Below are 25,168 nucleotides of genomic sequence, written 5' to 3'. Positions count from 1 at the left end.
GGCGCTCAGCCCTTCTGCGGGGCGATGTGGATCTTGCGACCGGTGCCCGCCCGGAACCGGGCCACCGCCTCGTCGAACCCGTCCAGGCCGTAGACGTCGCTGACCAGCGGGTCGAGATCGAGGCCGGCGGCGAGCACATCGATGGCGGGCTGGAAGCTGTGGTGCACCGCCATCGAACCGATGATGTCGATCTCGTGGTGGTAGACGCGGTACGGCGAGAAGGACGCCGAGCGCGCCGGGTCGGCCACGCCGAACTGGAGGAACGTACCGCCGCGGCGCACCCGGCCCAGCCCGTCCTCGATGGCCGCGACGGCACCGGTCGCATCGACCACGACCTCGAAGCCGGGCGTACGGCCGAGCTTGTCGGCGCCGGTCACGGCCGCGTCGACCCCGAAGGACTCGGCGAACGCCAGCCGGTCCTCGTTGAGGTCAACAACGGACACCGAGGCGGCGCCCACGGTCCGCACGAGGGCGGCCATCATCAGGCCCATGGTGCCGGCGCCGTAGATCAGATAGTGCTCGCCGGGCCGGCGCGGCAGCCGGTTCAGGCCGTGCACCGCGCAGGACAGCGGCTCGACGAGTCCCGCCGCGGCCTCCGAGAGGCTGTCGGGCAGGACGTAACAGCAGCGTGCCGGTACGGCGACCAGCTCGGCGAAGCCGCCGGCGCGGGTGACGCCGATCGCGGTGTAGTCCTCGCAGAGGTTGCCGCGGCCGATCCGGCAGTAATGGCAGGCGCCGCACGGCATGTTGGGGTCGACGGCGACCCGGTCCCCGACCGCCCGGCCGGTCACCGCGGCGCCCACCGCCACGATCTCGCCGGTCAGCTCGTGCCCGGGGACCAGCGGATAGACCGCGGCGGGCAGCTCCCCGCCGAGGAGGTGCATATCGGTGCCGCACAGCCCGCAGGACGTGACGCGCACGACCACCTCATCGGGCTCCGGGCGGGGGTCGGGCAGTTCGGTGACAGCGGTGCTGCCCGCCTTGCCCGGTGCGGTGACCACGAGAGCGCGCATCCGCGCCTCCTCACGACGTCGTGCGGGTTCGATGCCGGGAAGGTAACCTGCGCGTAAACGCTTGCGCAAGCGTTTACGTTTGCGGTGGGCTGCTCGTAATGTGGTGGACTTCGCGGGACGAGGCCGTGGGAGGCCGCGGTGCCGACGGGGTGCCGCACGCGCGGGGAGGAAGAACCGGATGACGACGATGACGGATGTGGCACGGCGCGCGGGGGTCTCCGTCGCCACGGTCTCGCATGTGCTGAACGACACCCGTCCGGTGCGCCCCGACACCCGCGCCGCGGTGCTCGGCGCCATCGACGAGCTCGGCTACACCCACAACACCCTGGCCCGCTCCCTGGTCACCTCCCGCACCCGCTCGATCGGACTGGCGGTCTCCGCGATCAGCAACCCGTACTTCACCGAGATCCTCCAGGGCGTCGAAGCCGGCGCCCTGGAGGCCGGCTACAGCCTGCTGATCACCGATCCGCACGACGACCCGCGGCACGAGCGCAAGGTCGTCCAGCTGCTGCACGAGCGCCGCGTGGACGGCATGATCGTGGCGCCGTCGGCGGAGCCCGCCGAGATGGTGGAGTACCTGACCCGCCGCGAGGTGCCCACCGTTTTCCTGGACCGGCTGGTCGGCGACGACCATGACCAGGTGTGCGCCGAGAGCACCGGACCGGTGCGTCAACTGGTCGGGCATCTGGCCGACTCGGGGCACACCCGGATCGGCCTGGTGGCCGGTCTGCCCGGACTGAGCACGACCACCGAGCGGGTCCAGGGCTACCGCGAGGGACTGCGCACCCACGGGCTGCCCTTCGCGCCCGAACTCCTCGCCGGCGGCAACTCCGAGGCGGAGGGCGCCCACGATGCCACCCGCCATCTGCTGGCCGCACCGGAACCGCCCACCGCGATCATCACCGCCAACAACGCGATGACCATCGGCGCGCTCCGGGCCCTGCGCGAGCTCGGTCTGGACGTGCCCCGCGATATCGCGCTGGCCTGCTTCGACGACTTCTCGTGGGCCGATCTGTTCACGCCCCGGCTGACCGCGATCGCCCAGCCCAGCAAGGAGATCGGGGCGGCGGCGGTCCGGCTGCTGCTGGAGCGCCTGGCGGAGCCGGACCGGCCCCCGCGCACCGTCCGCCTCCCCTGCACCTTTGTGCACCGCACGTCGTGCGGCTGCGCCGAACCCGCCCCGGCCACGCCCCCGGCCGCCCAGGAAAGGAACCCCACCCCGTGATCGTCGTCGCCGGCGAGGCGCTGATCGACCTCGTCCCCAGCCCGCAGAACACTCCCCCCTCCGTGGAGGGCCCGGGAGGGATCTCCACCTCGGACGTCCGGTTGCCGACGCTGCTGCCGCGGCGCGGTGGCGGCCCGTACAACACCGCGGTCGCGCTGGGGCGGCTGGGCTCGCCCACCGCGTTCTGCTCACGGATCTCGACCGACAGCTTCGGCGAGGCGCTGCTCCAGGGACTGAACGGCGACGGTGTGGACACCGCTTTGGTGCAGCGCGGCAGCGAGCCGACCACCCTCGCCGTGGCGGACATCAGCCCGGACGGGTCGGCGGGCTACGGCTTCTATGCGGACGGCACCGCCGACCGGCTCTTCACCCTGCCGCCGGAGCTGCCCGCCGCGGTCCGCGCGCTCTCCCTGGGCACCTGCTCGCTCGTCCTGGAACCGGGCGCGAGCGCGTACGAGTCCCTGCTGCGCCGCGAGGCCCGGCGCGGTGTCTTCACGGCGCTCGACCCCAACATCCGGCCCGGTCTGATCGCGGACCCGGACGCCTACCGGGCCCGCTTCCGTTCCTGGCTCCCCGACCTCGCCCTGGTGAAGCTGTCGGAGGAGGACGCCCTGTGGCTGGCCGGGTCCGGCGCCGCGACCGGCGGCTCGTGGGAGACGGTCACCGCGGCGGCGAAGGAATGGCTGGACGCGGGGCCCGCGGCGATCGTCCTCACCCGTGGGGGCGACGGTCTGACGGTGCTGACGCGGGGCGGCGGCGAGCTGACGGTCCCCGGCGAGCGGGTCACCGTCGTCGACACCATCGGGGCCGGCGACACGGTCAACGCCGCGCTCCTGCACCGCCTGGACGCCCACGACGCCCTCTCGTACGCCGGCGTCGCCGCGCTCGGCGACGACGACTGGCACGACATCCTGCACTTCGCCGCCCGCGCGGCCGCCGTCACCTGCTCACGCGCAGGAGCGGAACCCCCGTTCGCCACGGAGTTGGCGGCGTAGGAACGGGGCCGGGGCCGGGGCACGGCGCGGGCCGGAGAGTGGCGGCGCCGCGGGGATTCCTCGGCGCGGGCCGGGAAGCGGCGGCGCGGCGGGGGTTCGTCCTCCGCACCGAAACGGGCCGCCACCGCCCCCTCGCACGGAGAGCGGTGACGGCCCGGCCGGAGCCGTCCGGCGGCGTCAGGAGGCCCTGCGGGCCCGCGCCGTCGTCTTCTTGGCAGCCGGCTTCTTGGCTGCCGTCTTCTTCGCCGCGGCCTTCTTGGCCACAGCCTTCTTGGCCACGGCCTTCTTGGCCACCGGCTTCCTCGCGGAGGCCCCCACCGGCGCGGCATCGCTGACGCGGTCGCCGAGGATCTCCCGCAGGAACTTGCCGGTGTGGCTGGCCGGGATCGACGCGACGTCCTCCGGGGTGCCCTCGGCGACGACCAGGCCGCCGCCGTTGCCGCCTTCGGGGCCCATGTCGACGACCCAGTCCGCCGTCTTGATCACATCGAGGTTGTGCTCGATGACGATCACCGTGTTGCCCTTGTCGACCAGGCCGGACAGCACATTGATCAGCTTGCTGATGTCGTCGAAGTGCAGACCGGTGGTCGGCTCGTCGAGGACATAGACCGTGCTGCCCGTCGAGCGCTTCTGGAGCTCGCTGGCGAGCTTGACGCGCTGCGCCTCACCACCCGAGAGCGTCGGCGCGGACTGGCCGAGCCGGACGTACCCGAGACCGACCTCGTGGAGCGTCTTGAGATGCCGGGCGATGGTCGGCACCGCCTCGAAGAAGCTCAGCGCCTCCTCGATGGGCATGTCCAGCACCTCGGCGATGGACTTGCCCTTGTAGTGGACCTCCAGCGTCTCCCGGTTGTAGCGCGCCCCGTGGCAGACCTCGCACGGCACATACACATCCGGCAGGAAGTTCATCTCGATCTTGATCGTGCCGTCGCCGGAGCAGTTCTCGCAGCGACCGCCCTTGACGTTGAAGGAGAAGCGGCCCGGCAGATAGCCGCGGACCTTGGCCTCCATCGTCTCCGCGAAGAGCCTGCGGACATGATCGAAGACACCGGTGTAGGTGGCCGGGTTGGAGCGCGGGGTGCGGCCGATCGGCGACTGGTCGACATGCACGACCTTGTCCACCAGATCGTCGCCGGCCACCCGGGTGTGCCGCCCCGGCACCGACTTGGCGCCGTTCAGCTCGCGCGCCAGGTGGGTGTAGAGGATGTCGTTGACCAGCGTCGACTTGCCGGAACCGGAGACGCCGGTGACGGCGGTGAACACCCCGAGCGGGAAGGAGACGTCGATGTCGCGGAGGTTGTTCTCCTTCGCGCCATGGACCGTCAGCTGTCGCGACGGGTCGGCGGGCCGCCGGAGGTCCGGGGTCGCGATGGACTTCTTGCCGGACAGATACTGACCGGTGATCGACTCCTTGTTGGCCAGCAGCTGCTTCATCGGGCCGCTGTGCACGACCTTGCCGCCGTGCTCACCCGCACCGGGGCCGATGTCCACCACCCAGTCCGCGACCTTGATGGTGTCCTCGTCGTGCTCGACGACGATCAGGGTGTTGCCCATGTCGCGCAGCCGCACCAGGGTCTCCATCAGCCGGTGGTTGTCGCGCTGATGCAGACCGATCGACGGCTCGTCGAGGACATAGAGCACCCCCACCAGGCCGGAGCCGATCTGGGTGGCGAGGCGGATGCGCTGGGCCTCACCCCCGGAGAGGGTGCCGGCCGCGCGGTTCAGCGAGAGGTAGTCCAGGCCGACGTCGACCAGGAACTTCAGCCGCTCGTTGACCTCCTTGAGGACCCGCTCGGCGATCTTCTTGTCGCGGGCGGTGAGCTTCATCTCCCGCAGGAAGTCGGCGCAGTCGCTGATCGACATGGCCGCGACCTCGGCGATCGACTTCTCCTGGACCGTGACGGCGAGCACGATCGGCTTCAGCCGGGTGCCCTCACAGGTCGGGCAGGGCACCTCGCGCATATAGCCCTCGAAGCGCTCCCGGCTGGTGTCGCTCTCCGCTTCGGAGTGCCGCCGCTTGACGAACGGCACGGCGCCCTCGAAGGGGGTGGTGTAGGCCCGCTGGCGACCGTACCGGTTGCGGTAGCGCACCTCGATCTGGGTCTTGTGGCCGTACAGCAGAGCCTTCTTGGCACGGGCCGGCAGCCCGGCCCAGGGGATGTCCGTACGGAACCCGAGGGCGTCCGCCAGCGCACCGACCAGGCGGCCGAAGTACTCCTTGGTGTGGCCGTGCGACCAGGGGTGAAGGGCGCCCTCGTCGAGCGAGCGGTCCTCGTCGGGGACGATCAGGTCGGGGTCGACCTCCATGCGCGTACCGATACCGGTGCAGTCCGGGCAGGCGCCGAAGGGCGAGTTGAAGGAGAAGGAGCGGGGCTCCAGCTCCTCGAAGGAGAGATCGTCGTAGGCGCAGTACAGATGCTCCGAATACATCCGCTCGCGCTGCGGGTCGTCCGCGTCCAGATCGACGAAGTCGAGGATCACCATGCCGCCGGAGAGACCGAGGGCGGTCTCGACGGAGTCGGTCAGCCGCCGCTTGGCGGACTCCTTGACCGTGAGGCGGTCGACGACCACCTCGATGGTGTGCTTCTCCTGCTTCTTCAGCGTCGGCGGCTCGGAGAGCTGGATCGTCTCCCCGTCGACCCGGGCCCGGCTGTAGCCCTTGGTCTGGAGGTCGGAGAAGAGATCGACGAACTCGCCCTTGCGCTCGCGCACCAGCGGCGAGAGCACCTGGAAGCGGCTGCCCTCGGGGAGTTCGAGCACCTTGTCGACGATGGCCTGCGGCGACTGCCGGGCGATCGGCCGCCCGCACTCGGGACAGTGCGGCTTGCCGATACGGGCGAAGAGCAGGCGGAGGTAGTCGTAGACCTCGGTGATCGTGCCGACCGTCGAGCGCGGGTTGCGCGACGTCGACTTCTGGTCGATCGATACCGCGGGGGACAGGCCCTCGATGAAGTCCACATCGGGCTTGTCCATCTGCCCGAGGAACTGCCGGGCATAGGAGGAGAGCGACTCGACATATCGCCGCTGCCCCTCGGCGAAGATCGTGTCGAAGGCGAGCGAGGACTTGCCCGACCCTGAGAGCCCCGTGAAGACGATGAGGGAGTCGCGGGGGAGGTCGAGCGAGACGTTCTTGAGGTTGTGCTCGCGAGCGCCACGGACGATGAGACGGTCGGCCACGCCGGTCGGCACCTTTCTTGGAAGGGGGGTGGGGGCCGCGGCTCTGCGTCCGCCGCGCGGTGGGTGAGCAGAGGCGACGGAGCGGAGCGGAGCCCCCGCCCCAGGGTATGGGGCCCGCCGCGGCACTGTCTTTCGGATGCCACACACGAGCTTATAGCACGCGCATTCGATTTAGGGAGCTCGCAAGCCCTCTTCACCCGAACGTGTGGCGGCCCCACAATCTTCCCGCCCCGCCACGCGCCCGTACGCTGCAAGGACTCCGCCGTCAGCGGCCACCGGGCAGCGCTCGCTCCAGCGCATCGAACGTGCGCCGCAGCGCCGCCGCCTGTTCAACGGCCACCTCGTCCACCGGGTCACCCCCGAGCTGCCGGGTCACCGCCTCGGCATACGCCGCCCGGATCCCCGCGATGATCAGCGCCGCGGCCAGCCGGGCGTCATGACCGGGGCGGTCCGCGTCACCGCCCGCCGCCTCGGCCAGCAGCGCGGCAAGTGTGTTCTCCATCTCCTCGACCGCCTCGCGCCCCCGCGCGCGCAGCGCCGGAGAGTCCAGCACCGTGCGCCAGAAGTGCCCGAAACCCTCCCCCACCGCACCCAGCGGATGCCGCTCCGCCAGCAGACCGAGGGTGACCCGGCGCAGCGCGGCGAGCGGCGACTCGTCCGCGCCGCGCTCGCGGACGGTGCGGATGATCAGCTCCCGGCCCTCGGGGATCCGGTCAAGGAAGAGGTCCTCCTTGCGCGGGAAGTAGTTGAAGACCGTCATCGTGGACACCTCGGCGGCGCGGGCCACCTCGGCGACGGTGACGTTCTCGAAGCCCCGCCGGATGAACAGCAGCGTGGCCTCGCCGGAGATCCGCTGCCGGGTGCGCAGCTTCTTGCGCTCGCGCAGCGTCAGCCGCCCGTCGTCCTCGACGAAACCGGTCTCCGCCGCCCGTCCGCCGCTCCCGCCGGCCGCCGCCTCGTCGCCGCCGCGCCGCTCCTCATCCGTCATGCCGGAATTTTAGCCACGTTTTTAGCCACAACAAATTTATAGTCACTACACTTACGTCCATGAAGCATGACGCAGACGTAGTAGTGGCAGGGGGCGGCCCGGTGGGGCTGATGCTCGCCTGCGAACTCGCATTGGCAGACGTGTCGGTCATCGTCCTGGAGCGACTGACCGAAGTGGATACGACGATCAAGGCAGGGGCGATCAACTCCCCCAGCTCGGAGGCCTTTTACCGGCGCGGGATGCTGCCCGGCCTGGCGGAGGCACAGCGCGACGCCTACCAGAGCTTCAGCTCGTTCCTGCGGCACCGCCAGGCCGCAGGCGTCACCGGGGTGCAGCAACCGCCGAAGTTCGCCGGGCACTTCGCGGGCATCATGCTGCGCGGCGATCTGCTGGACGAGTCCGACCCGGACTTCGACGGCCTCGGACCCGCCGCCGAAGTCGGCCTCGTACCGCAGGAGGTCCTGGAACGGCTGCTCGGCGCCCGCGCCGCCGAGCTGGGCGTCGACGTGCGCCGCGGGGTGACCCTGACCGGCCTCGACGCCGGTGAGGACGGTGTGCACGTCCACACCTCGGACGGGTCGCTGCGCACCGGCTGGCTGGCCGGCTGCGACGGCGGCCGCAGTACCGTCCGGCGGCTCGCCGGCTTCCCCTTCCCCGGCACGGCCCCCGAGATCACCGGCCGTCAGGCCATCGTGGAGATGACCGGCGCCGACGCCCTGGGCGCCGGCTGGAACTGGACCGAGACCGGGACATACGCCAACGGCGCGATGCCCGGCCGGATCCTCACCGTGGAGTTCGACGGACCGCCCGCGGACCGCGATGCCCCCATCACCGCCCAGGAGTTGGAGACCTCCTTGCGGAAGGTGTCCGGGGTCGCGGACATCACGATCCACAAGGTGCTCTCGGCGACCCGGTTCACGGACAACGCGCGCCAGGTGCCCGACTACCGGTCGGGGCGGGTGCTGCTCGCCGGTGACGCGGCGCACGTCCACTCGCCGTTCGGCGGCCAGGGGCTGAACCTCGGCATCGGCGACGCCATGAACCTCGGCTGGAAACTGGCCGCCACGGTGCGCGGCTGGGCGCCGGAGGGGCTGCTCGACACGTACACGGCCGAGCGGCACCCCCTGGGCGCATAGGTGCTGGAGTGGACCCGGGCCCAAGTGGCGCTGATGCGGCCGGAGTCGCACGCCCAGGCGCTGCGCGGGGTGATCGCCGAACTGACCGGGACGGTCACCGCCACCACCTACTTCGCCAAGAAGGTCTCCGGGGTCTGGCAGCGCTACGACCTGCCCGGCGACCATCCGCTGACCGGCCGCAGCGCCCCCGACCTGGAGCTCTCCGACGGCACCCGGCTCGCGGACCATCTGCGCGGCGGACAGGGGCTGTTGTTCGATCTCGCCGCGGACGCCGAAGTGCGCAAGCGCGCCTCCGGATACGGCGAGCGGATACGGGTGGTCACGGCGGACTGCCCGGGGCGGCCCGGTCTGGCCGGTCTTCTGGTGCGTCCGGACGGCTGTACCGCCTGGGCGGCGGACTCCCCCGGCGGTCCGGACGCCCCGGACGAACTGGACGCGGCGCTCCGGCGCTGGTTCGGGACGCCCGACGCAGTGGCGGCCTGACCACCCGGGCTCTTGCGGGCGGCGCAGACCGGCGGCCCTTCCGGCTGTCGCGCGCCGCCCGTTCCGCCCGCGTACACCCCGATCGGCGTCGGCCCACTCCCGAACCCGCCCTGACGGCGCTAGCGTCGGACCATGACCCTCACCTCGCCTGACTTTCCGCACGATGTGGCAGCCGTCCGCGAGGCCACCGACCGGCTCCTCGTCTCGGTGAGCAAGCTCGACGACGCGGCGATCGGCGAGCCGTCGCTGCTGCCCGGCTGGACCCGCGGCCATGTGCTGTCCCATCTGGCCCGCAACGCGGACGCGCTGGGCAACCTCCTCACCTGGGCGCGCACCGATGTGCGGACGCCGATGTACGCCGGTCCCGAAGCCCGTGAGGCCGATATCGAGCGGGGCGCCGACCGTCCGCTGGCGGCACACCTGGAAGACCTCAAGGAGAGCGCCGCGCGGTTCGACACGGCAATGGACGCGCTGCCGGAGAGCCGCCGGGCGTATGAGGTCGAGATGCGCAACAACGTCGTCGAACGGGCCGACCGGCTGCCCCTGCGCCGGCTGGCCGAGCTCGAACTGCACCATGTCGACCTCGGCGTGGGCCACACCGTCGACCAGCTGTCACCCGCCTTCGTCGACAGCGAACTGGCCTTCCTGGCCACGATCAAGTTCGCCGGGCACCCGGATCTGCCCGCGCTGGAACTGCGGTCCGACGACGGCCGCCGGTGGCGCACCGGCCGGCTCGGCACCGGGGCGGGCGCCGAGACCTCGCCCGTGGTGGTGACGGGCTCCGCGGCCGCGCTGGTGGGCTGGCTGACCGGACGCGGTGAGGGCAGCAAACTCGACGGCCACGGCTCTGTCCTGCCCGCGGTGCCGCCGCTCTAGAGTGGTCCCATGGGCTACAGCGGAGCAGTGAAGGTCGGCGGACCGGCCGACGTGCACGAGCTGACCGACCTGATGATCTCGAAGGTCGCGGTCGGTCCGATGGACAACAACGCCTATGTGCTGCGGTGCCGGGCGACCGATGAGCAGCTGCTGATCGACGCGGCCGCCGAACCGCACACCCTTCTCTCGCTGATCGGCGACAGCGGTATCGGGTCCGTGGTCACCACGCACCGGCACGGCGACCACTGGGGCGCGCTGCGCGAGGTCGTCGAGGCGACGGGCGCGCGGACCTATGCGGGGCGGTACGACGCCGAAGGCATTCCCGTCCCCACGGATGTGCTGGTCGAAGACGGCGACACCCTCACCGTCGGCCGGGTCGAGCTGACCGCGCGCCACCTCGTCGGACACACACCGGGCAGCATCGCGCTGGTCTACGACGACCCGCACGGCGCCCCGCATCTGTTCACCGGGGACTGCCTGTTCCCCGGCGGCGTCGGCAACACCTTCGGCAGCGCCGAGAACTTCACCCGTCTGATCGCCGACGTGGAGCGCAAGCTCTTCGGCGAACTCCCCGACGAGACCTGGGTCTATCCGGGCCACGGCAGCGACACCACGCTCGGCGCGGAGCGGCCGCACCTCGCGCAGTGGCACGAGCGCGGCTGGTAGCGCAGGGGTACGGCGGACCGTTCGCACGACGGCGCCCGGTTCCCACTCCGACCAGGTGCGGGAACCGGGCGCCGTCCGCGCTGTGTGGCCCGGAGACCGGCCTCAGACGTCGATGCGCTCCTGGGCCGCCGCGTCGGCCGCGGCCTGCTTCTTCGAGGCACGCAGGCTGGTGATCGTCGTGACGACCAGCACGGCACAGATGACGCCCAGCGAGACCGGAATGCTGATCTCCGGAACGGCCACCCCGGACTCGTGCAGGGCGTGCAGCACCAGCTTCACACCGATGAATCCCAGGATGACCGACAGGCCGTACGAGAGGTGGACCAGCTTCTTGAGCAGGCCGCCGATCAGGAAGTACAGCTGCCGCAGGCCCATCAGGGCGAAGGCATTGGCGGTGAAGACGATGTACGGGTCCTGGGTGAGACCGAAGATCGCCGGGATGGAGTCCAGTGCGAAGAGGACGTCGGTGGTGCCGATCGCCAGCATGACGATCAGCATCGGCGTCATCAGCCGCTTGCCGTTCTCGACGACGAACAGCTTGGTGCCGTGGTACTTGTCGGTCGACGGGAAGCGCTTCTCGACCATCTTGAGGAAGCGGTTCTCCTCGAACTCCTCGTCCTCCTCCTCGGCGCGGGCCTCCTTGATCAGCTTCCACGCGGTCCAGATGAGGAACGCGCCGAAGAGGTAGAACACCCAGGAGAAGTTGGCGATGATCGCGGCGCCCGCACCGATGAACCCGGCCCGCAGTACCAGCGCGATGAGCACGCCGACCAGCAGCACCCGCTGCTGGTAGATCGTCGGGACCGCGAACTTCGCCATGATCAGTACGAAGACGAAGAGGTTGTCGACGCTCAGGGACTTCTCGGTGATGAAGCCCGCGAAGAACTCACCGGCCGGTGCGGTGCCGGCGAACAGCAGCAGCCCGAGGCCGAAGAGTGCGGCCAGGGCGATCCAGACACCGGTCCAGATTCCGGCCTCCTTGAGGGAGACCTCATGCGGTTTGCGTCCGCCGATGAAGAAATCGGCGGTGATCAGGGCGCACAGACCAAGGATGGTCAGCACCCACAGGGTCAGGGAAACGTCCACTGCTCCTCCGGCAGAGTCGTACGGCACTTACAGCGTCGTCGCTGCCGGAGGTCTCTTCCGCCCCGTTCCGCCCGATGGGGGAACGGGACCGACGCCCCGGGATCTCGTCACACTCGCAATCCGTGATGACGGGTACGTCGTAGGGGGAATACTCCCCTCCGCACAAAGAAGCGTAAAGGAAGGGCAATGAATAGTAAAGAAATAGGCAAAAGGCCTGGTCAAGATGCCCGGCGGGCGGCCGCGACCCGGTCCAGCACCTGACGCACCACCTGACTGCCCCGGGGGGCGAGCGGTGGCTCGTACGTCCAGGCGTGGCCGACCCAGGGGTCGGCGAGATGGGCATCGGGCACCGGCGTGATCCGCAGCAGCGAACGCCACAGCGGGTCCAGGACCGGGCCGTAATCCCGGGTCTGGGCACGGTCGGCGACCATCATCAGATGCACCCCGACGGCCGGCCCCTCGTCGGCCAGATAGCGGAGCCGGGTGAGGGCGCGGTCGTCGAAGCCGTGCGGGAAGTCATGCACGATCAGCAGCTGCTCGGCGGTGTCGAGGTCCGACGGGAGTGCGTCGGCGGCGCGGTGGCGCACGGCCATCTGGACGAGCTCCACCCGACGCGTCAGCGCCTCCAGCACCGTGGCCACGCCCTTGGCGCCGGGCACCGGGGCGGCGGGCAGCGCACCGCTCTCCAGCAGCGGCGCGAGGGCGGGCGCAGCGCTACCGCCCGGGTCGATGACCTGGACCGCGAAGTCACCGGCGGGGTGGATGGCGAGCAGCCGGGCGGCGATCGCCACGGCCGTCTCCATGGCCAGCCGGCGCAGCTCGGCCTCGTCGGGCGGCCCGTCCGTGAGCGCGCTGCCCAGTTCCCGCCGGGCGATGTCGCGGTCGGGGTCGGCGCTCCCGGCGTAGGTATCGGGGCCACTGTCGATCCACAGCCCGCGCTCCAGGGGGAGGCGTACGAGCATGGGAATGCGCAGGTCCAGGACTTCCGGGAGGTGCAGATCGCCCAGGCGCAACGCCATCGGACGCTCCAGCGGCGCGTGATAGCCCTGCCAGACGGGGTTGTCCCAGCGGGCGAGGGCGGGCGGCAGCGCGGGCTCGACGACCACCGACTCGGCCGCGAGCTGTGCGAGATCACGGTCGAGGGCGGCGCGGGCCTGGGCGACGAGGGCGGCGTGCTTGTCACGGGCGGTGGCGCGGGCGGCATCGGCTGCCGTGCCGAGGCGGTTGCGCGGGTCGGACAGGGCCTGGTCCAGCTCCTGCTCCAGGCGGGACTCGGCGAAGTCGGACGCGCTGCGGTAGGCCGCGACCGAGCGGGCCAGATCCTCGAACATCCCCCAGACCTGGTTGTAGAGCCGCTCCTCCATGCTCCAGCCGGCGGCGTCCCCGGCCACGGGCAGCGGGGGGCCGTCGGGCGACGCGGGGCTGCCGGCGGACGTGGGAGCGGAGGCGGTCGGTGCCGGGGCGGCCGGCGCGGGAGTGCTGCGGCGCTTCGGATGCCGGTAGTCGACGGAGCCGCCGCCCACGGGGGCCGGCGAGGCGTCCGTGGCCTCGGCTCCGGCTTCCGCGCCGGTCCCGGATGGTGCCGGGCCGTCAGATGCGGGAGCGTGCACGGGGGACGGCCGGTCCGCGGCGGCCGGACCGGGGCGTTCGGACCGGCTCGCCGCCACGGGGGCGGGCGCCGGGACCGCGCGGGCCTGCCCCCGGCCGATCGCTTCCTCGATCTCCGCGGCCAGCTCCGCCGCCTGCGGCAGGCCCTGATCGCGCAGCATCGCCGTGAGACCGTCGGCGTACCCCTGGCCCACGGCACGCACCTTCCAGGCGCCCTGCCTGCGGTAGAGCTCCACGGCGACGACGGCGGACTCGGCACCCAGGCCGCTGACGGTGTAGCGGGCGATGCCGGTGCCGTCGAGGCCGGTGACCGTGACGGAGGGCGCGGCGGCCGGCCCGAAGGTGGTCAGGGCGCCGATCCCGCTGGGCAGCGCCAGCAGCACGCTCACCCGGTGGACGGCGCCGGGCAGCGCGTCGAGATCCACCGCGATGCGGTGCTCGGCGGCCGCCTGACGGGGAACCTCGATGCCGGTGCGCCGGGGCGCGCCCGGGTGGGCCACCGCTTCGGCGCCCGTGAGCCTGCCCTGCTCGTCGCCGAGGGTGACCCCGGCCATGACGGGAGAGCCAGCCGTCACCCGGATCTCCACCCGTGTCCGGTCCAGTGGATGGTTCTGCCCCCGGACCAGCTCGGCCGTCATCGTTGTTCCCCCTGGTGGTTGTGGCGTGTCCGGGCCGTACCCCGGGCACGGTCCCGGGGGCGTGCGACGGCGCCGCCCGGTACGCGCTGCCGCGGCGGTGATGGTGGTGGTTACAAGTGCGGCAGGATCGCCGGCACGAGGTCCTGGAACGTGCGGCCGACGGAGGGCTCACCGATGGCGGTCATCTGCCAGCCGTCGCCCACGCGGTGCACCTTGGACATGACCTGTGCGGTGTAGTTGCCGCCGCCCGTGAGGGTGTAGCGGGCCAGCTCCTGACCCGTGGCCTCGTCCACCAGGCGGCAGAAGGCGTCCTGTACCTCGGCGAACGTCTGGCCGGTGAAGGAGTTGACGGTGAACACGATCTGGTCGATGTGCACCGGCACCCGCGCCAGGTCGACCAGGATCGCCTCGTCGTCGCCGCCCTGGCCCGCGCCGCCGACCAGGTTGTCGCCGGTGTGCCGGACCGAGCCGTCGTCACTGACCAGATGCTGGAAGAAGACGACATCTATGGGCTTCTTGTCGGCGAACAGCACCGCCGACGCGTCGAGGTCGATCTCGCTGGTCCGCCTGCCGAACAGGCCACGGCGCGGCGCCGAGCGCCACCCCAGCCCCATCCGCACCGCGGTCAGGTTCCCTCCGTCGGACTTCTGCAGGCTGATGCCCTGCCCCTTGGACAAATTGACCGACACGCGCCGTCCCCTCTCTGTACTGTCCCCGCCCAGCTGTCCGGCGGCCCCTTCGACCCTACGCACGACGGCGGGCCGGGGGCGCGCCGCACCAGCGTTTTGTGGCGCTTCTGCAACACACCGGGCACCGCTGGGCACCCCCCGCTCACGTGCGGCGATACCGCACCGGGGCGGGGACGAACCGCCTCGGCGGGCAACCGTCACCGCCCCGGTGCTCCCCCTCGGCACACGCCGTTCCCCCCTACTTCACCCCGGCCTCCCTCATTTGCCGCAGCTCCTTCTTCAGTTCGCCCACCTCGTCGCGCAGCCTGGCGGCGACCTCGAACTGCAGCTCGGCCGCGGCGGCCCGCATGCGCTCCGTCATCTCCTCGATGAGCTCGGCCAGTTCGGCGGCGGGGCGGTCCGTCAGCGCCGCGCCCGCCTTGCCGCCCTTGCCCTTCGCGGCCTTCCCGCCGAGCGCCGGGACCGACGCCTTGCCCTGGGCCTCCTTGGCGTCGCCCTTGCGGTACCCCGTGCCCAGCAGCTCCTGGGTGTCGATCTCCTCGCGGGCGAGGCTGGCGACGATGTCGCCGATCTTCTTACGGAGCGGCTGTGGGTCGATGCCGTTCTCCTTGTTGTACGCCAGCTGCTTCTCCCGGCGGCGGTTGGTCTCGTCGATGGCCTTCTCCATCGCCGGGGTGACCTTGTCGGCGTACATGTGCACCTGTCCGGAGACATTGCGCGCCGCGCGTCCGATGGTCTGGATGAGCGCCGAACCGGACCGCAGGAAGCCCTCCTTGTCGGCGTCCAGAATGGCGACCAGGGAGACCTCGGGAAGGTCGAGGCCCTCACGCAGCAGGTTGATGCCCACCAGGACGTCGTACTCACCCGATCGCAGCTCACGCAGCAGCTCCACCCGGCGGAGGGTGTCCACGTCGCTGTGCAGATAGCGGACCTGGATACCGAGCTCGAGGAAGTAGTCCGTGAGGTCCTCGGCCATCTTCTTGGTGAGGGTGGTGACCAGGATGCGCTCGTTCTTCTCCGTGCGCTGACGGATCTCGTGCACCAGGTCGTCGATCTGTCCGTCGGTGGGCTTGACCACCACCTGCGGGTCGACCAGGCCGGTCGGGCGGATGATCTGCTCCACGAACCCGTCGCCCCGAGCGAGCTCGTACTTGCCCGGGGTCGCGGACAGATAGACGGTCTGGCCGATGCGCCCCAGGAACTCTTCCCACTTCAGCGGCCGGTTGTCCATGGCGGACGGCAGCCGGAAACCGTGCTCGACGAGGGTGCGCTTCCGCGAGGCGTCGCCCTCGTACATGGCACCGATCTGCGGGACGGTGACATGCGACTCGTCGATGACCAGGAGGAAGTCGTCCGGGAAGTAGTCGAGGAGGGTGTGGGGGGCGGTGCCGGGCTCGCGGCCGTCCATGTGCATCGAGTAGTTCTCGATGCCCGAGCAGGAACCGATCTGGCGCATCATCTCGATGTCGTAGGTGGTGCGCATCCGCAGCCGCTGGGCCTCCAGATGCTTGCCCTGCTTCTCCATCGTGGCGAGGCTGTCCGCCAGCTCGGTCTCGATCCCGGCGATGGCCCTCTCCATGCGCTCCGGGCCCGCGATGTAGTGGCTGGCCGGGAAGACGTACAGCTCCCGGTCGTCGCTGATGACCTCGCCGGTGAGCGGATGGAGGGTGGACAGCGCCTCGACCTCGTCGCCGAACATCTCGATCCGCACGGCCAGCTCTTCGTAGACCGGGAAGATCTCGATGGTGTCGCCGCGCACCCGGAAGGTGCCGCGGGTGAAGGCCACGTCGTTGCGCGTGTACTGGATGTCGACGAAGCGGCGCAGCAGTTCGTCGCGGTCGAATTCGTCGCCGACCTTCAGCGGCACCATCCGGTCGACGTACTCCTGCGGCGTACCGAGGCCGTAGATGCAGGACACCGAGGCGACCACGACGACGTCACGCCTGGTGAGCAGCGAATTCGTCGCGGAGTGGCGCAGCCGTTCGACCTCCTCGTTGATGGAGGAGTCCTTCTCGATGTACGTATCGGACTGCGGAACGTACGCCTCGGGCTGGTAGTAGTCGTAGTAGGAGACGAAGTATTCGACGGCGTTGTTCGGCAGCAGCTCACGGAATTCGTTGGCGAGCTGGGCCGCGAGCGTCTTGTTGGGCGCCAGGACGAGCGTCGGGCGCTGCAGCTTCTCGATCATCCACGCGGTGGTCGCCGACTTGCCGGTGCCGGTCGCGCCGAGCAGGACGACATCCTTTTCACCCCCGCGGATACGCCGCTCGAGCTCGGCGATGGCCGTCGGCTGGTCGCCATTGGGTTGGTAGGAGCTGACGACCTCGAAGGGCGCCACCGTGCGTTCGATGTTTGATACGGGCCGCATGGCATCCACCGTACGACTCGGCACTGACAATCGACGCCACAGTCGCCATGACCTGCACTTTTGTGGTTTCGGCGGTACCGGCGGGCGTCCCGCGGAGCCCGGCGGGCGCGTGAGGGCGGGCGCCCGGAAGCGGCGGGAGGCGGGCGGCGCGGGGAGCGGCGGGACGGCGGGCGGCACGGCAGCGCGGGGCGGCGGGCGGCACGGCAGCGCGGGGCGGCGGACGGCCGGCGGCGGACGGCGGCGGACGCGGGACACCGCAGGGCCGCGGCCCTCGCGCGCGGGGGAGCTGCCCGCCCCGTCCGGATCCGTGAGCGCGGCGCGCTCGCGCGCGGAGCCGGCCACGGAGGCCCGTCCTGCGCGATGTCCCATCAAAAGCGTTCAGATGCACGAGGGGTGACGCATCATCGGCCAAGATGCGCGGATGCCGCGGCTCCGGCAAGTTGGACGGCGTCGGAGCGTACGTCTGTGGCACGGCTGATCCGGGCATCCTGCAACTGCGTGTCGCTCCACAACGGAAAACCGGCCACTTCTCGTTCAGCGCCCGGCCACCACACGACCGCCTCCCGCTAGGGCCCGGCTGCGAGCCTCTGTCCGTCCGACCCGGTTCACGTCACTTCCCGTCAGCTCACGTCCACGACGTCACGAGGAGTCCGTATGCGTATTCGCCCCGTCGCCACCGTTGCCGCCGGTGCGCTCGTGGGTCTGTCCACGCTCGCCCTCTCCACAACCGTCGCCCAGGCCGCACCGGCCGGACACTCCCCGGTGACGGTCGCCCACCGCGGCGCCTCGTCGTACGCGCCCGAGAACACCCTCGCCTCGATCGACGCGGCCGACCGGCTCGGCTTCGAGTGGGTCGAGAACGACGTCCAGCGCACCAAGGACGGCGAGCTGGTCATCCTCCATGACAACTCGCTCGCCCGGACGACCAACGTCGAGCAGGTCTTCCCCGGCCGCTCCCCGTGGAACGTCTCGGACTTCACGCTCAACGAGATCGAGAAACTGGACGCGGGCAGCTGGTTCGGGTCGAAGTTCCGCGGAGAACGGGTGCCGACCCTCGAGGACTACATGGACGAGGTCGAGAACAACGACCAGAGTCTGCTGATGGAGCTGAAGTCTCCGGAGCTCTACCCCGGCATCGAGCGGCAGACCCTCACCGAGCTGCGTCGCGCGGGCTGGCTGGACAAGGGGCACGTCAAGAACCGTCTGATCATCCAGAGCTTCAATGCCGACGCCATCAAGACGGTGCACCACCTGCGGCCGGACCTCAAGACGGGCTTCCTCGGCAATCCCTCCGTCGCCGACCTCCCGAAGTTCGCGAAGTACTGCGACCAGATCAACCCCGTCCACACGGCGGTCACCCCGGAGTACGTCGCCGCCGTGCACGGTCTGAAGGGCCCGCACCGCCGGTCGCTGGACCTGTACACCTGGACCGTCGACGACGCGGCAACCGCGCTCAAGGTCGCCGGTCTGGGCGTCGACGGCATCATCACCAACAAGCCCGACGTGGTGCGTGACGCGCTGGAGGGCAGCGACGACTGAGCCCGGAGCCGACGGGGAACCGGTGCCGGGGACCGCAGCCGGTCCGTTCCCCGTCGCATTGTCAGTGGTGCGTCCTACCCTGATCAGGTGACGAATTCCGAGCAGGTTTCCCGTCCGGCGGCATCATCGGACGCCGCGCCGGAGGCACGGGCCGCGGCCCGGCGCGACTGGGCGTGGACGCGGCTGGAGACCCCCATCGGTCCGCTGCTGCTCGCCGCGACCCGGGAGGGCCTGGCCCTCGTCGCCTTCCATGCCGACGAGCGGACCACCCACCGTGAGCTGACCCGTCTGGAGCAGTTCTTCGGCGGGGCGCCGCGGGCAGCGATCCCCCATCTGGCGACGGCCACGGCCGAGCTCACCGCCTATTTCGCCGGGGAGCTGCAGTCCTTCACCGTCCCGCTGGACTGGTCGCTGTCCTCCGGCTTCCACGCCCGGGTCCTGCACGCCCTGGCCGCCGGGGTCCCCTATGGCAGCGTCGTCGGCTACCAGGACCTCGCCGAACGGGTCGGGGAGCCGGGGGCCGCCCGCGCGGTGGGCGCCGCGATGGGCTCCAATCCGCTTCCGGTCATCGTCCCCTGCCACCGTGTCGTGGCCAGTGACGGCGGCATCGGCGGCTTCGGCGGCGGTCTGGAGACCAAGCGTCTGCTGCTGGCCCTCGAAGGCGTGCTGCCCGCTCCGCTCTTCTGATCCCGACCGTCGTCCGCCCTCGCCGAGGCCGGCTCCTACGAATGGCAGCGCCATGTCCCGTCAGATCGCTCTGCTCCGCGGCATCAATGTCGGCGGCCACAATTCCTTCCCCAAGGCGAAGCAGCTGGAGCTGGCCGAGGCCCTGGGTTTCCAGGACGTCTCGGTGCTCCTGCAGACCGGCAACCTCGTCTTCGCCGACCCCGGTACGCCACCGGACGAGACGGCCCGGGTGATCCACGACCGGATCGCCGCCGAGCTCGGCCTGACGGTGCCGGTCGTCGTCCGGACCCGTGACGAGCTGGCCGCCGCCGTCGCCGCCAATCCGTTTCCCCTGGCCGTACCGGAGCCCAAGAGCCTGCATGTCACGTTCCTGTCGGCGGTGCCGACGGACACGTCCCGGCTGGACGCGCTCGACCCGGCCGCGTTCACGCCCGACCAGTACCGGCTGATCGGGCGCGAACTGTATTTGTGGTGTCCCGGCGGCATCGGCCGCTCCAAGCTCGCCGACGTGGTCAGCCGCGCCCGGCTCGGGGTGACGGCCACCGTCCGTAACTGGAACACCGTCTCCAAGCTCCTGGCCCTGGCCGACGCCTGACGCCCGGAGCCCCGGGCCGTCAGCGCCAGCCGTAGCGCTCGCGCAGCCGGTTGACGACCAGGTTGAAGCGGCCCCGGTCGAGCGCGCAGGCCTCGCGCCGCATCCCGGCCGGGTGCACCCGCAGCACCCGGTCCACGGCCACCCAGGAGTCGCGCCCGGCGCGGTCCCACGGGCCGGTCCCGAGGGGGACCCACTCCCGGTCGTTGTTGTGCCGCTTGCTGGACAGCTGCACCGCCAGCAGCGTTCCGCCGGTCTCACGGGCGACGACCAGCACGGGGCGGTCCTTGCCCCGGCCGTCGTTCTCCTCGTACGGCACCCAGGTCCACACGATCTCGCCGGGATCGGGGTCGCCGTCGGGGTCGGGCGCGTACGACATCTTTACGGTGCCGACGGACTGCGGCCGGGCCTCCACGGTCGCGGTGGGCCCCTCGCTGCCGGGCAGCGCGGCGGAGTCGTCGGATGCATTGAATGAAGTGGTCACGGGCTCACGCTAACCGCCGCCTCCGGCACGGCGATCACCGGTCCACGCCCGGCGGTCCCGGGCTCGATTGTCAGTGGTCGGCCGTACGGTTTTTTCAGCGGGGGACGGCCGTGGGGGCCGCCCGGGGAGGGGATCGCCATGTCCGAGACCACGACGTATCTGGAGCTGTCGCAAGAGGGCGGCGGCGCCCACAAGTTCTACGAGGTGACAGTGCAGGACACGGTCGTCTCGGTGCGCTATGGGCGCATCGGCGTGGGCGGCCAGCAGCAGACCTCGACGTTTCCGACACGGGAGAAGGCGCAGGCCGCGGCCGCCAGGAAGGTCGGCGAGAAGGTCCGCAAGGGCTATGCGCCGGCGGTCCCGGGGACAGCGCGCCGCCCGGCCGGTGACGCGGCGTCAGGTCTCCTCCGCGCCGTCCACGGCCCGCGCGGTGGCACCGGTGCTGTGGCGCTTCCGTACGGGCGCGTCCGCCTTCGGCATCCACATCGCCGAGGACCGCTGCTGGGTGGGAAATCAGAACGGCGATGTCTACACCCTCGGCCACGACGGCGAGGTGCTGGCGCGCTATCAGCTCCCCGACGGCGTCAAGTGCCTGGTGGCGGACGACTTCTGGATCTATGCGGGGTGCGATGACGGCACGGTCTACGACCTCTCCTCCAAGCTCCCCTTCGCCGCCTACGACATCGCCCCGGACGTCGACATCTTCTGGCTGGACATCCGCGAGGGCATCCTCAATGTCGCCGACCGCAGCGGCGGGCTGACGGTGATCGACCACGAGGACGAGTACCAGTGGTCGCGGCGCAGCGCGGGCGAGCACGCCTGGATGGTGCGGCGGGACGAACGCGCCGTCTACCACGGTCATCGCCGGGGCGTGACCGCCTACTCCGCCGACGGCAGCGGCGAGTTGTGGCACACCCCGACCCAGGGCGCGGTGCTGTTCGGCTGGCAGGAGGACCACTCGGTGTACGCCGGCACCCACCAGCGCGTCGTCCAGCGGCTGACGAAGGACAGCGGAGCACTGGAGGCCACCTACCGGTGCGACACGGTCGTCTATTCCTGCGCCACGGCCCCTGGCGGCCGTTATGTCTTCGCCGGGGACTCGGCCTCCTCGGTGTACTGCTTCGCCGCCGACGGCACCCGCCTGTGGAAGCTGGGCACCGGCGGCGGATCGGCGCTGTCCATGCAGTACCTGGACGAGAAGCTGTACATGGTCACCACCGACGGATCCCTGGTGTGTGTGGATGCGAGTGACGCGGCCGTCGCCGCCGCCCGGTCGGGCACGGTGCCGGTGGCCCGGGATGTGAAGTCGGCCGCCGCGCTGCCCACGTACACCCCGTCGGCCACGGTGCGGACGGTGGCGTCCGCCGCCGCCTCGGGGGTCGTGGTGGAGTGCGTGCAGGAGAGCGGACGGCTGCGGGTCCATGTGGTCTCCGAGGGCTATGAACCGTCCTGGAACGTGCAGTTCCCGCGTCATATACGCCAGGCCGGGGCGCGGTATGCCGTCGATGAACTGTCGGCGTCCGCGGGCGGCTTCTACCGCGTCCGGGGCGAGATCCGGCAGCTCGTGTGACGCCGAGCGGCGCCAGGACGGGCCGGACGTTCAGAGCGGGCCGCTCCAGGCCGGACGGCGGGGATCGTCGGCCCGTACGACCACATCCGCCGCTTCCTCGGGCCGGGTCTCGGCCTCGTAGCGCGCGAACGCGGGCAGCGTCCAGCGCTCCCCCTGTGGGGTGCGGCGGGCGAGCGCGGGCGGCGACAGCTTCAGATGCACGGAGAGATCGAAGGGAAACCAGTGGCCGAGCAGCAGGGGGCCGTGCAGCAGCAGGACGCCGCCGGGCGGCAGTTCCACGTACGCGCTGCGCGTCGCCCGGTCCGTCACCGGATCCCACAGGTCCGGCAGCACCCGCCCGGTGCCGCCCGGGTCCAGCGGCTGGAACACCTCGCGCCACAGGGCCTGCCGGTCGAACCACTCGTCGTGGTAGGCATCGGGGTCCTCGCGGCCGTATTCGAGCCGCAGCGAGGCGGGGCGCAGAAAGCCGAAGGTGCCGGCCCTGTGCACCGCCCGCCCCCGGATCCGCAGCGCCTCGGCGAGCCGCCCGGCCAGCTCGCCGGGCGAGGCGGCGGGGGCCCCGTCGAGAGCCACGCGCAGCCAGGGGCTCCCGTCCTTCGCCGGCATCGTGGCGATGCGCTCGGCGAGCGCGTCGGTGAGCCGTTCCCAGGTGATCGCTTCGAGCCGCACCCCGCCATTCTGCCCGGCCGCGCGGCGCGGGGCGCCCCGCGCCGGTCAGGGAGCGGTCAGGCCCCCTTGCCCCTCATCGGTACGCCCGTTGCGGCCGCCCGTGCCCCAGGGGAGAGGCGGACCGGTTCATGAGCGGGCCGGCGGCCGGGGGCCGCAGTTCAGGCCTGGTCCGCGGAGGGCCGGGCGGCTCCGTAGCGGCTGAGTTCGGCCGCCGCCTCCTTCGTCGCCTCGATGACGCCGTCGGGAGCCACCGGCATCACGGACTGGAGCTTGAGGAGCAGCACCGCTCCCATGATGGAGCCGTCCCACATGATCGGCGCCGCACAGGAGTTCCAGCCGGCCATGCACTCCTCGTAGCCGAGGGCGTGTCCGAGGTCGCGTACCTCGGCGAGGGACTTCGCCAGCGCATCGTTGTCCCGGTAGACGCCGGGTCCCGCCTGGTCGGGGACAGGCTCGGCCAGCACCCGCTGCTGGAGCACCTCCGGCAGATAGGCGAGGATCGTCCGCCCGGAGGCACCGGTGCGCAGCGAACGCGTCACGGACAGCACATCGCGCGGTGTCATCCCCAGCTCCGCGAGGTCGGAGTCGCCGACGGCCATGTCGACGCACTGCCGTTGCGCGCCGGAGAAGGGCGCCACCATGTAGAGAAACGCCAGCCCACCGTCGGTGGCCATGCGCAGTTCGCGCAGCACCGTCTGCGAGGTCGCGCCGTCGAGGCGGTGGTCGAGCGCGGTGAAGGCGAGCTGGGCGGCCGAGGTCCGCAGCCGGTAGAGGCCGCGGTCCACCCGCTCGAAGATCCGCTGGTAGATGCCGGACTGGAGGATGCGGTAGACGACGGAGTCGTCCAGGCCGGTGAACTCGGCGATCTCACCGGGCCCGTGGGCGGATCCGCCCAGCTCGGCGAAGGCCGTCTGGACGAGGAAGACCCGCTCGGCATGGCCGGATCCCGACGCCCGGGAGCCCGTGGACGACGTGCCCTTGGGTGCCTGGCGCGCCTTCTTGGAGTGGCCCGCGGTACGCGGCGCCTCGCCGGTGGCGGGCACGGCGGCCGAGGCCGACGCTCCGGTGGCTGCGGTGCTGTTGCCCATCGTGTGCTCTCTCCCCTGGCAGTGGTAGGCGCCCGAAGGTGCCCGGCATGTGCGCTGCGAGCCGGCACCCCCGCGGCCCGCGGTTCCCGGCGGCCGGTCCCGGGGTGCGCTCCCGCAGCCGTTGTGCCCGTCCGGCACCCCGGGCTACCGGAATTATCGGGCGACGTCGAGGGCCAGTTTCCCGGTGGGGGTGCGTGCGGCCAGCTCGTGGTGCGCCCGTGCCGCCTCACCGAGTGCGTACGCGGCGCCGGTCAGCGGCTTGAGGGTGCCGTCCGCGACCGCGTCGAACAGCGCCCGCATGGACGTCGGCAGCGCCGTACGGTCCGCGTAGAGCTGCGGCAGCCAGAAGCCCGAGACGGCGATGCTCCGCTCCATCAGGTCGCGGGTCGGCACGCTCGCCAGGTCGCCGCCGGCGAACCCGTACACGGCGAGCCGGCCGCGCGGGGCGACGGCGGCGAGGGTCCGCTCGAAGGTGACACCTCCGGTCATCTCCAGCGCCGCCTCGACCGGGCCGCCGGCCGCGTCCAGGATGCGCTCGGTCAGGTCCTCTGCGGTCGAGTCGACCACTGCGTGGGCGCCCAATTCCCCGGCCAGTCTGCGCTTTTCCGGGGAGCCCGCCAGGCCGATGACCTTGGCGCCGGCCCGCGCGGCGAGCTGGACGGCCAGCGACCCGACGCCGCCCGCCGCGGCCGGTACGACAACGGTCTCGCCCTCGGTGAGGCGCAGCGAGGTGAACAGCAGATGCCAGGCGCTGTTGCCCTGCAGCGCCAGCGCGACGGCCTGTTCGTCGCTGATGGCGTCGGGGACGTCCCAGGTCACGCGCCGGTGCAGCAGCGTCCGCTCCGCGTATCCGCCGCCGCGGCACAGCCCGACGACGCGCCGTCCGCCGTCCACCGTCCCCACGACCTCGTTCCCGGGTATGTACGGCAGCTCGACGGGTGCGAGATAGGTGTCCCCCCGTACGTGCACATCCGCGTAGTTGATGCCGGCCAGGGACACCTCGACGAGCGAGTGGCCGCCGCGGGGCGCGGGCTCGGGAACGTCCTCGAGCCGCAGCACGTCCGGGCCGCCGAATTCTCGCATCACAATCGCGCGCACGACTCTCCCTCGGGTTCTCCAGTGCGGTGCCCGCACAGGGTAGGCAGGCCGACCATCTGCCCGCCGGTACCCGATCATTTCGCGCCAACCCTGGGGGGCTTCGCGCGCCAACGCCCCTCTTCTGACGAGAATTTCCCGCCCGCTTTCTCGCCTCGCGAGAAAGCACCCCAGCAATTTCTACCCATTGCGACGTTTTGCTGCAGATCTACCCACCGGTATCCCCGGGGTGGCCACCACGCGCCTCTCGCTCAAACCCCGCTATCGGATGTGATCGCCGCCGCCTACGATCCCGAAATGTGTCCGCCGTTGACCAGATGTGACGGCTGCTTCCCCCGGGGCAGAGCGCATTCCGCGAGGCAGTTGCGCCCGCCCGCCCCACCCGGTGATACGGGCGGGTGGCGGAGGAGGACGTGGCGGTGCGCAGGGCAAGGCGGGCACGGCCTGAGGGGGAATCATGATGGGGAAATCGGGGGGCGGCAGGCCGGCGTTCGCG

General features: G+C 71.2%; 18 protein-coding genes and 2 pseudogenes. 9 read left to right on the top strand and 11 right to left on the bottom strand.

Features of this window, described 5'->3' with window-relative positions; all coding sequences use genetic code 11:
* Positions 1-5: 5 nt before the first annotated feature.
* Positions 6-1,013 (bottom strand): zinc-dependent alcohol dehydrogenase family protein, encoded by a 1,008-nt coding sequence (locus tag ACWGI6_RS33010; RefSeq protein ID WP_453270914.1) that lies wholly within the window; start codon positions 1,011-1,013, stop codon positions 6-8.
* Positions 1,014-1,191: 178 nt separating this feature from the next.
* Here ACWGI6_RS33010 and ACWGI6_RS33005 point away from each other — a divergent pair, with 178 nt between their 5' ends.
* The gene (locus tag ACWGI6_RS33005; protein ID WP_453270913.1) at positions 1,192-2,238 is read left to right on the top strand and encodes a LacI family DNA-binding transcriptional regulator; all 1,047 of its coding nucleotides are present in this window, start codon (positions 1,192-1,194) and stop codon (positions 2,236-2,238) included.
* Positions 2,235-3,233: a carbohydrate kinase family protein gene (locus ACWGI6_RS33000; protein ID WP_453270912.1), complete on the top strand. Its 999-nt coding sequence runs from the start codon at positions 2,235-2,237 to the stop codon at positions 3,231-3,233. Before ACWGI6_RS33005 ends, ACWGI6_RS33000 begins: the two co-directional genes overlap by 4 nt.
* A gap of 177 nt (positions 3,234-3,410) precedes the next feature.
* Here ACWGI6_RS33000 and uvrA read toward each other — a convergent pair whose 3' ends face one another.
* A complete protein-coding gene (gene uvrA / locus ACWGI6_RS32995) occupies positions 3,411-6,410 on the bottom strand; it encodes an excinuclease ABC subunit UvrA (protein WP_453270911.1) in 3,000 nt (999 codons plus the stop codon).
* A 265-nt stretch (positions 6,411-6,675) separates the two neighbouring features.
* Positions 6,676-7,398 (bottom strand): TetR/AcrR family transcriptional regulator, encoded by a 723-nt coding sequence (locus ACWGI6_RS32990; protein WP_453270910.1) that lies wholly within the window; start codon positions 7,396-7,398, stop codon positions 6,676-6,678.
* A gap of 59 nt (positions 7,399-7,457) precedes the next feature.
* On the opposite strand from ACWGI6_RS32990, the pseudogene ACWGI6_RS32985 reads away from it, so the two are divergent.
* From ACWGI6_RS32985 to ACWGI6_RS32975, 3 genes and pseudogenes are all read left to right on the top strand, one after another.
* A pseudogene (locus ACWGI6_RS32985) lies at positions 7,458-9,017 on the top strand (FAD-dependent monooxygenase).
* Between the two features lie 132 nt (positions 9,018-9,149).
* Positions 9,150-9,893: a maleylpyruvate isomerase family mycothiol-dependent enzyme gene (locus ACWGI6_RS32980; RefSeq protein WP_453270909.1), complete on the top strand. Its 744-nt coding sequence runs from the start codon at positions 9,150-9,152 to the stop codon at positions 9,891-9,893.
* Between the two features lie 9 nt (positions 9,894-9,902).
* On the top strand, positions 9,903-10,559 hold the full coding sequence (locus ACWGI6_RS32975; protein WP_393909058.1) for an MBL fold metallo-hydrolase: 657 nt from the start codon (positions 9,903-9,905) through the stop codon (positions 10,557-10,559).
* Positions 10,560-10,661: 102 nt separating this feature from the next.
* On the opposite strand, the gene ACWGI6_RS32970 is transcribed toward ACWGI6_RS32975, so the two are convergent.
* The 4 genes from ACWGI6_RS32970 to uvrB all read right to left on the bottom strand — a co-directional run bounded on the left by ACWGI6_RS32970 (position 10,662) and on the right by uvrB (position 16,948).
* A complete protein-coding gene (locus ACWGI6_RS32970) occupies positions 10,662-11,645 on the bottom strand; it encodes a TerC family protein (protein ID WP_453270908.1) in 984 nt (327 codons plus the stop codon).
* Positions 11,646-11,863: 218 nt separating this feature from the next.
* Positions 11,864-13,891: a TerD family protein gene (locus tag ACWGI6_RS32965; RefSeq protein WP_453270907.1), complete on the bottom strand. Its 2,028-nt coding sequence runs from the start codon at positions 13,889-13,891 to the stop codon at positions 11,864-11,866.
* 110 nt (positions 13,892-14,001) lie between these two features.
* Positions 14,002-14,580, bottom strand: a complete 579-nt coding sequence (locus ACWGI6_RS32960; RefSeq protein WP_453270906.1) for a TerD family protein — start codon at positions 14,578-14,580, stop codon at positions 14,002-14,004.
* Positions 14,581-14,818: 238 nt separating this feature from the next.
* Positions 14,819-16,948, bottom strand: a complete 2,130-nt coding sequence (gene uvrB / locus ACWGI6_RS32955; protein WP_453270905.1) for an excinuclease ABC subunit UvrB — start codon at positions 16,946-16,948, stop codon at positions 14,819-14,821.
* A 654-nt stretch (positions 16,949-17,602) separates the two neighbouring features.
* Between uvrB and ACWGI6_RS32950 the strand changes: the two genes are divergently transcribed.
* From ACWGI6_RS32950 to ACWGI6_RS32940, 3 genes are all read left to right on the top strand, one after another.
* The gene (locus ACWGI6_RS32950; RefSeq protein ID WP_453270904.1) at positions 17,603-18,487 is read left to right on the top strand and encodes a glycerophosphodiester phosphodiesterase; all 885 of its coding nucleotides are present in this window, start codon (positions 17,603-17,605) and stop codon (positions 18,485-18,487) included.
* Between the two features lie 87 nt (positions 18,488-18,574).
* Positions 18,575-19,174 carry a methylated-DNA--[protein]-cysteine S-methyltransferase gene (locus tag ACWGI6_RS32945; protein WP_453270903.1) on the top strand — a complete coding sequence of 200 codons (600 nt, stop codon included), beginning with the start codon at positions 18,575-18,577 and terminating at the stop codon, positions 19,172-19,174.
* A 52-nt stretch (positions 19,175-19,226) separates the two neighbouring features.
* On the top strand, positions 19,227-19,769 hold the full coding sequence (locus ACWGI6_RS32940; RefSeq protein WP_453270902.1) for a DUF1697 domain-containing protein: 543 nt from the start codon (positions 19,227-19,229) through the stop codon (positions 19,767-19,769).
* Positions 19,770-19,788: 19 nt separating this feature from the next.
* Here the strand turns inward: ACWGI6_RS32940 and ACWGI6_RS32935 are convergent, their stop codons facing one another.
* Positions 19,789-20,250, bottom strand: a complete 462-nt coding sequence (locus ACWGI6_RS32935) for a type II toxin-antitoxin system PemK/MazF family toxin (RefSeq protein ID WP_393909050.1) — start codon at positions 20,248-20,250, stop codon at positions 19,789-19,791.
* A gap of 138 nt (positions 20,251-20,388) precedes the next feature.
* On the opposite strand from ACWGI6_RS32935, the pseudogene ACWGI6_RS32930 reads away from it, so the two are divergent.
* Positions 20,389-21,820, top strand: a pseudogene (locus ACWGI6_RS32930) (WGR domain-containing protein).
* 30 nt (positions 21,821-21,850) lie between these two features.
* On the opposite strand, the gene ACWGI6_RS32925 reads toward ACWGI6_RS32930, so the two are convergent.
* The 3 genes from ACWGI6_RS32925 to ACWGI6_RS32915 form a co-directional block, all read right to left on the bottom strand.
* A complete protein-coding gene (locus ACWGI6_RS32925; RefSeq protein WP_453270901.1) occupies positions 21,851-22,489 on the bottom strand; it encodes a uridine kinase in 639 nt (212 codons plus the stop codon).
* Positions 22,490-22,647: 158 nt separating this feature from the next.
* Positions 22,648-23,577 carry an IclR family transcriptional regulator domain-containing protein gene (locus tag ACWGI6_RS32920; RefSeq protein ID WP_453270900.1) on the bottom strand — a complete coding sequence of 310 codons (930 nt, stop codon included), beginning with the start codon at positions 23,575-23,577 and terminating at the stop codon, positions 22,648-22,650.
* A gap of 153 nt (positions 23,578-23,730) precedes the next feature.
* Positions 23,731-24,675 carry a quinone oxidoreductase family protein gene (locus ACWGI6_RS32915; RefSeq protein ID WP_453270899.1) on the bottom strand — a complete coding sequence of 315 codons (945 nt, stop codon included), beginning with the start codon at positions 24,673-24,675 and terminating at the stop codon, positions 23,731-23,733.
* Positions 24,676-25,168 lie beyond the last annotated feature (493 nt).

Source organism: Streptomyces sp. NPDC054786 (genome assembly GCF_053611685.1).
This window is presented reverse-complemented; position numbering and strand designations above follow the sequence as displayed.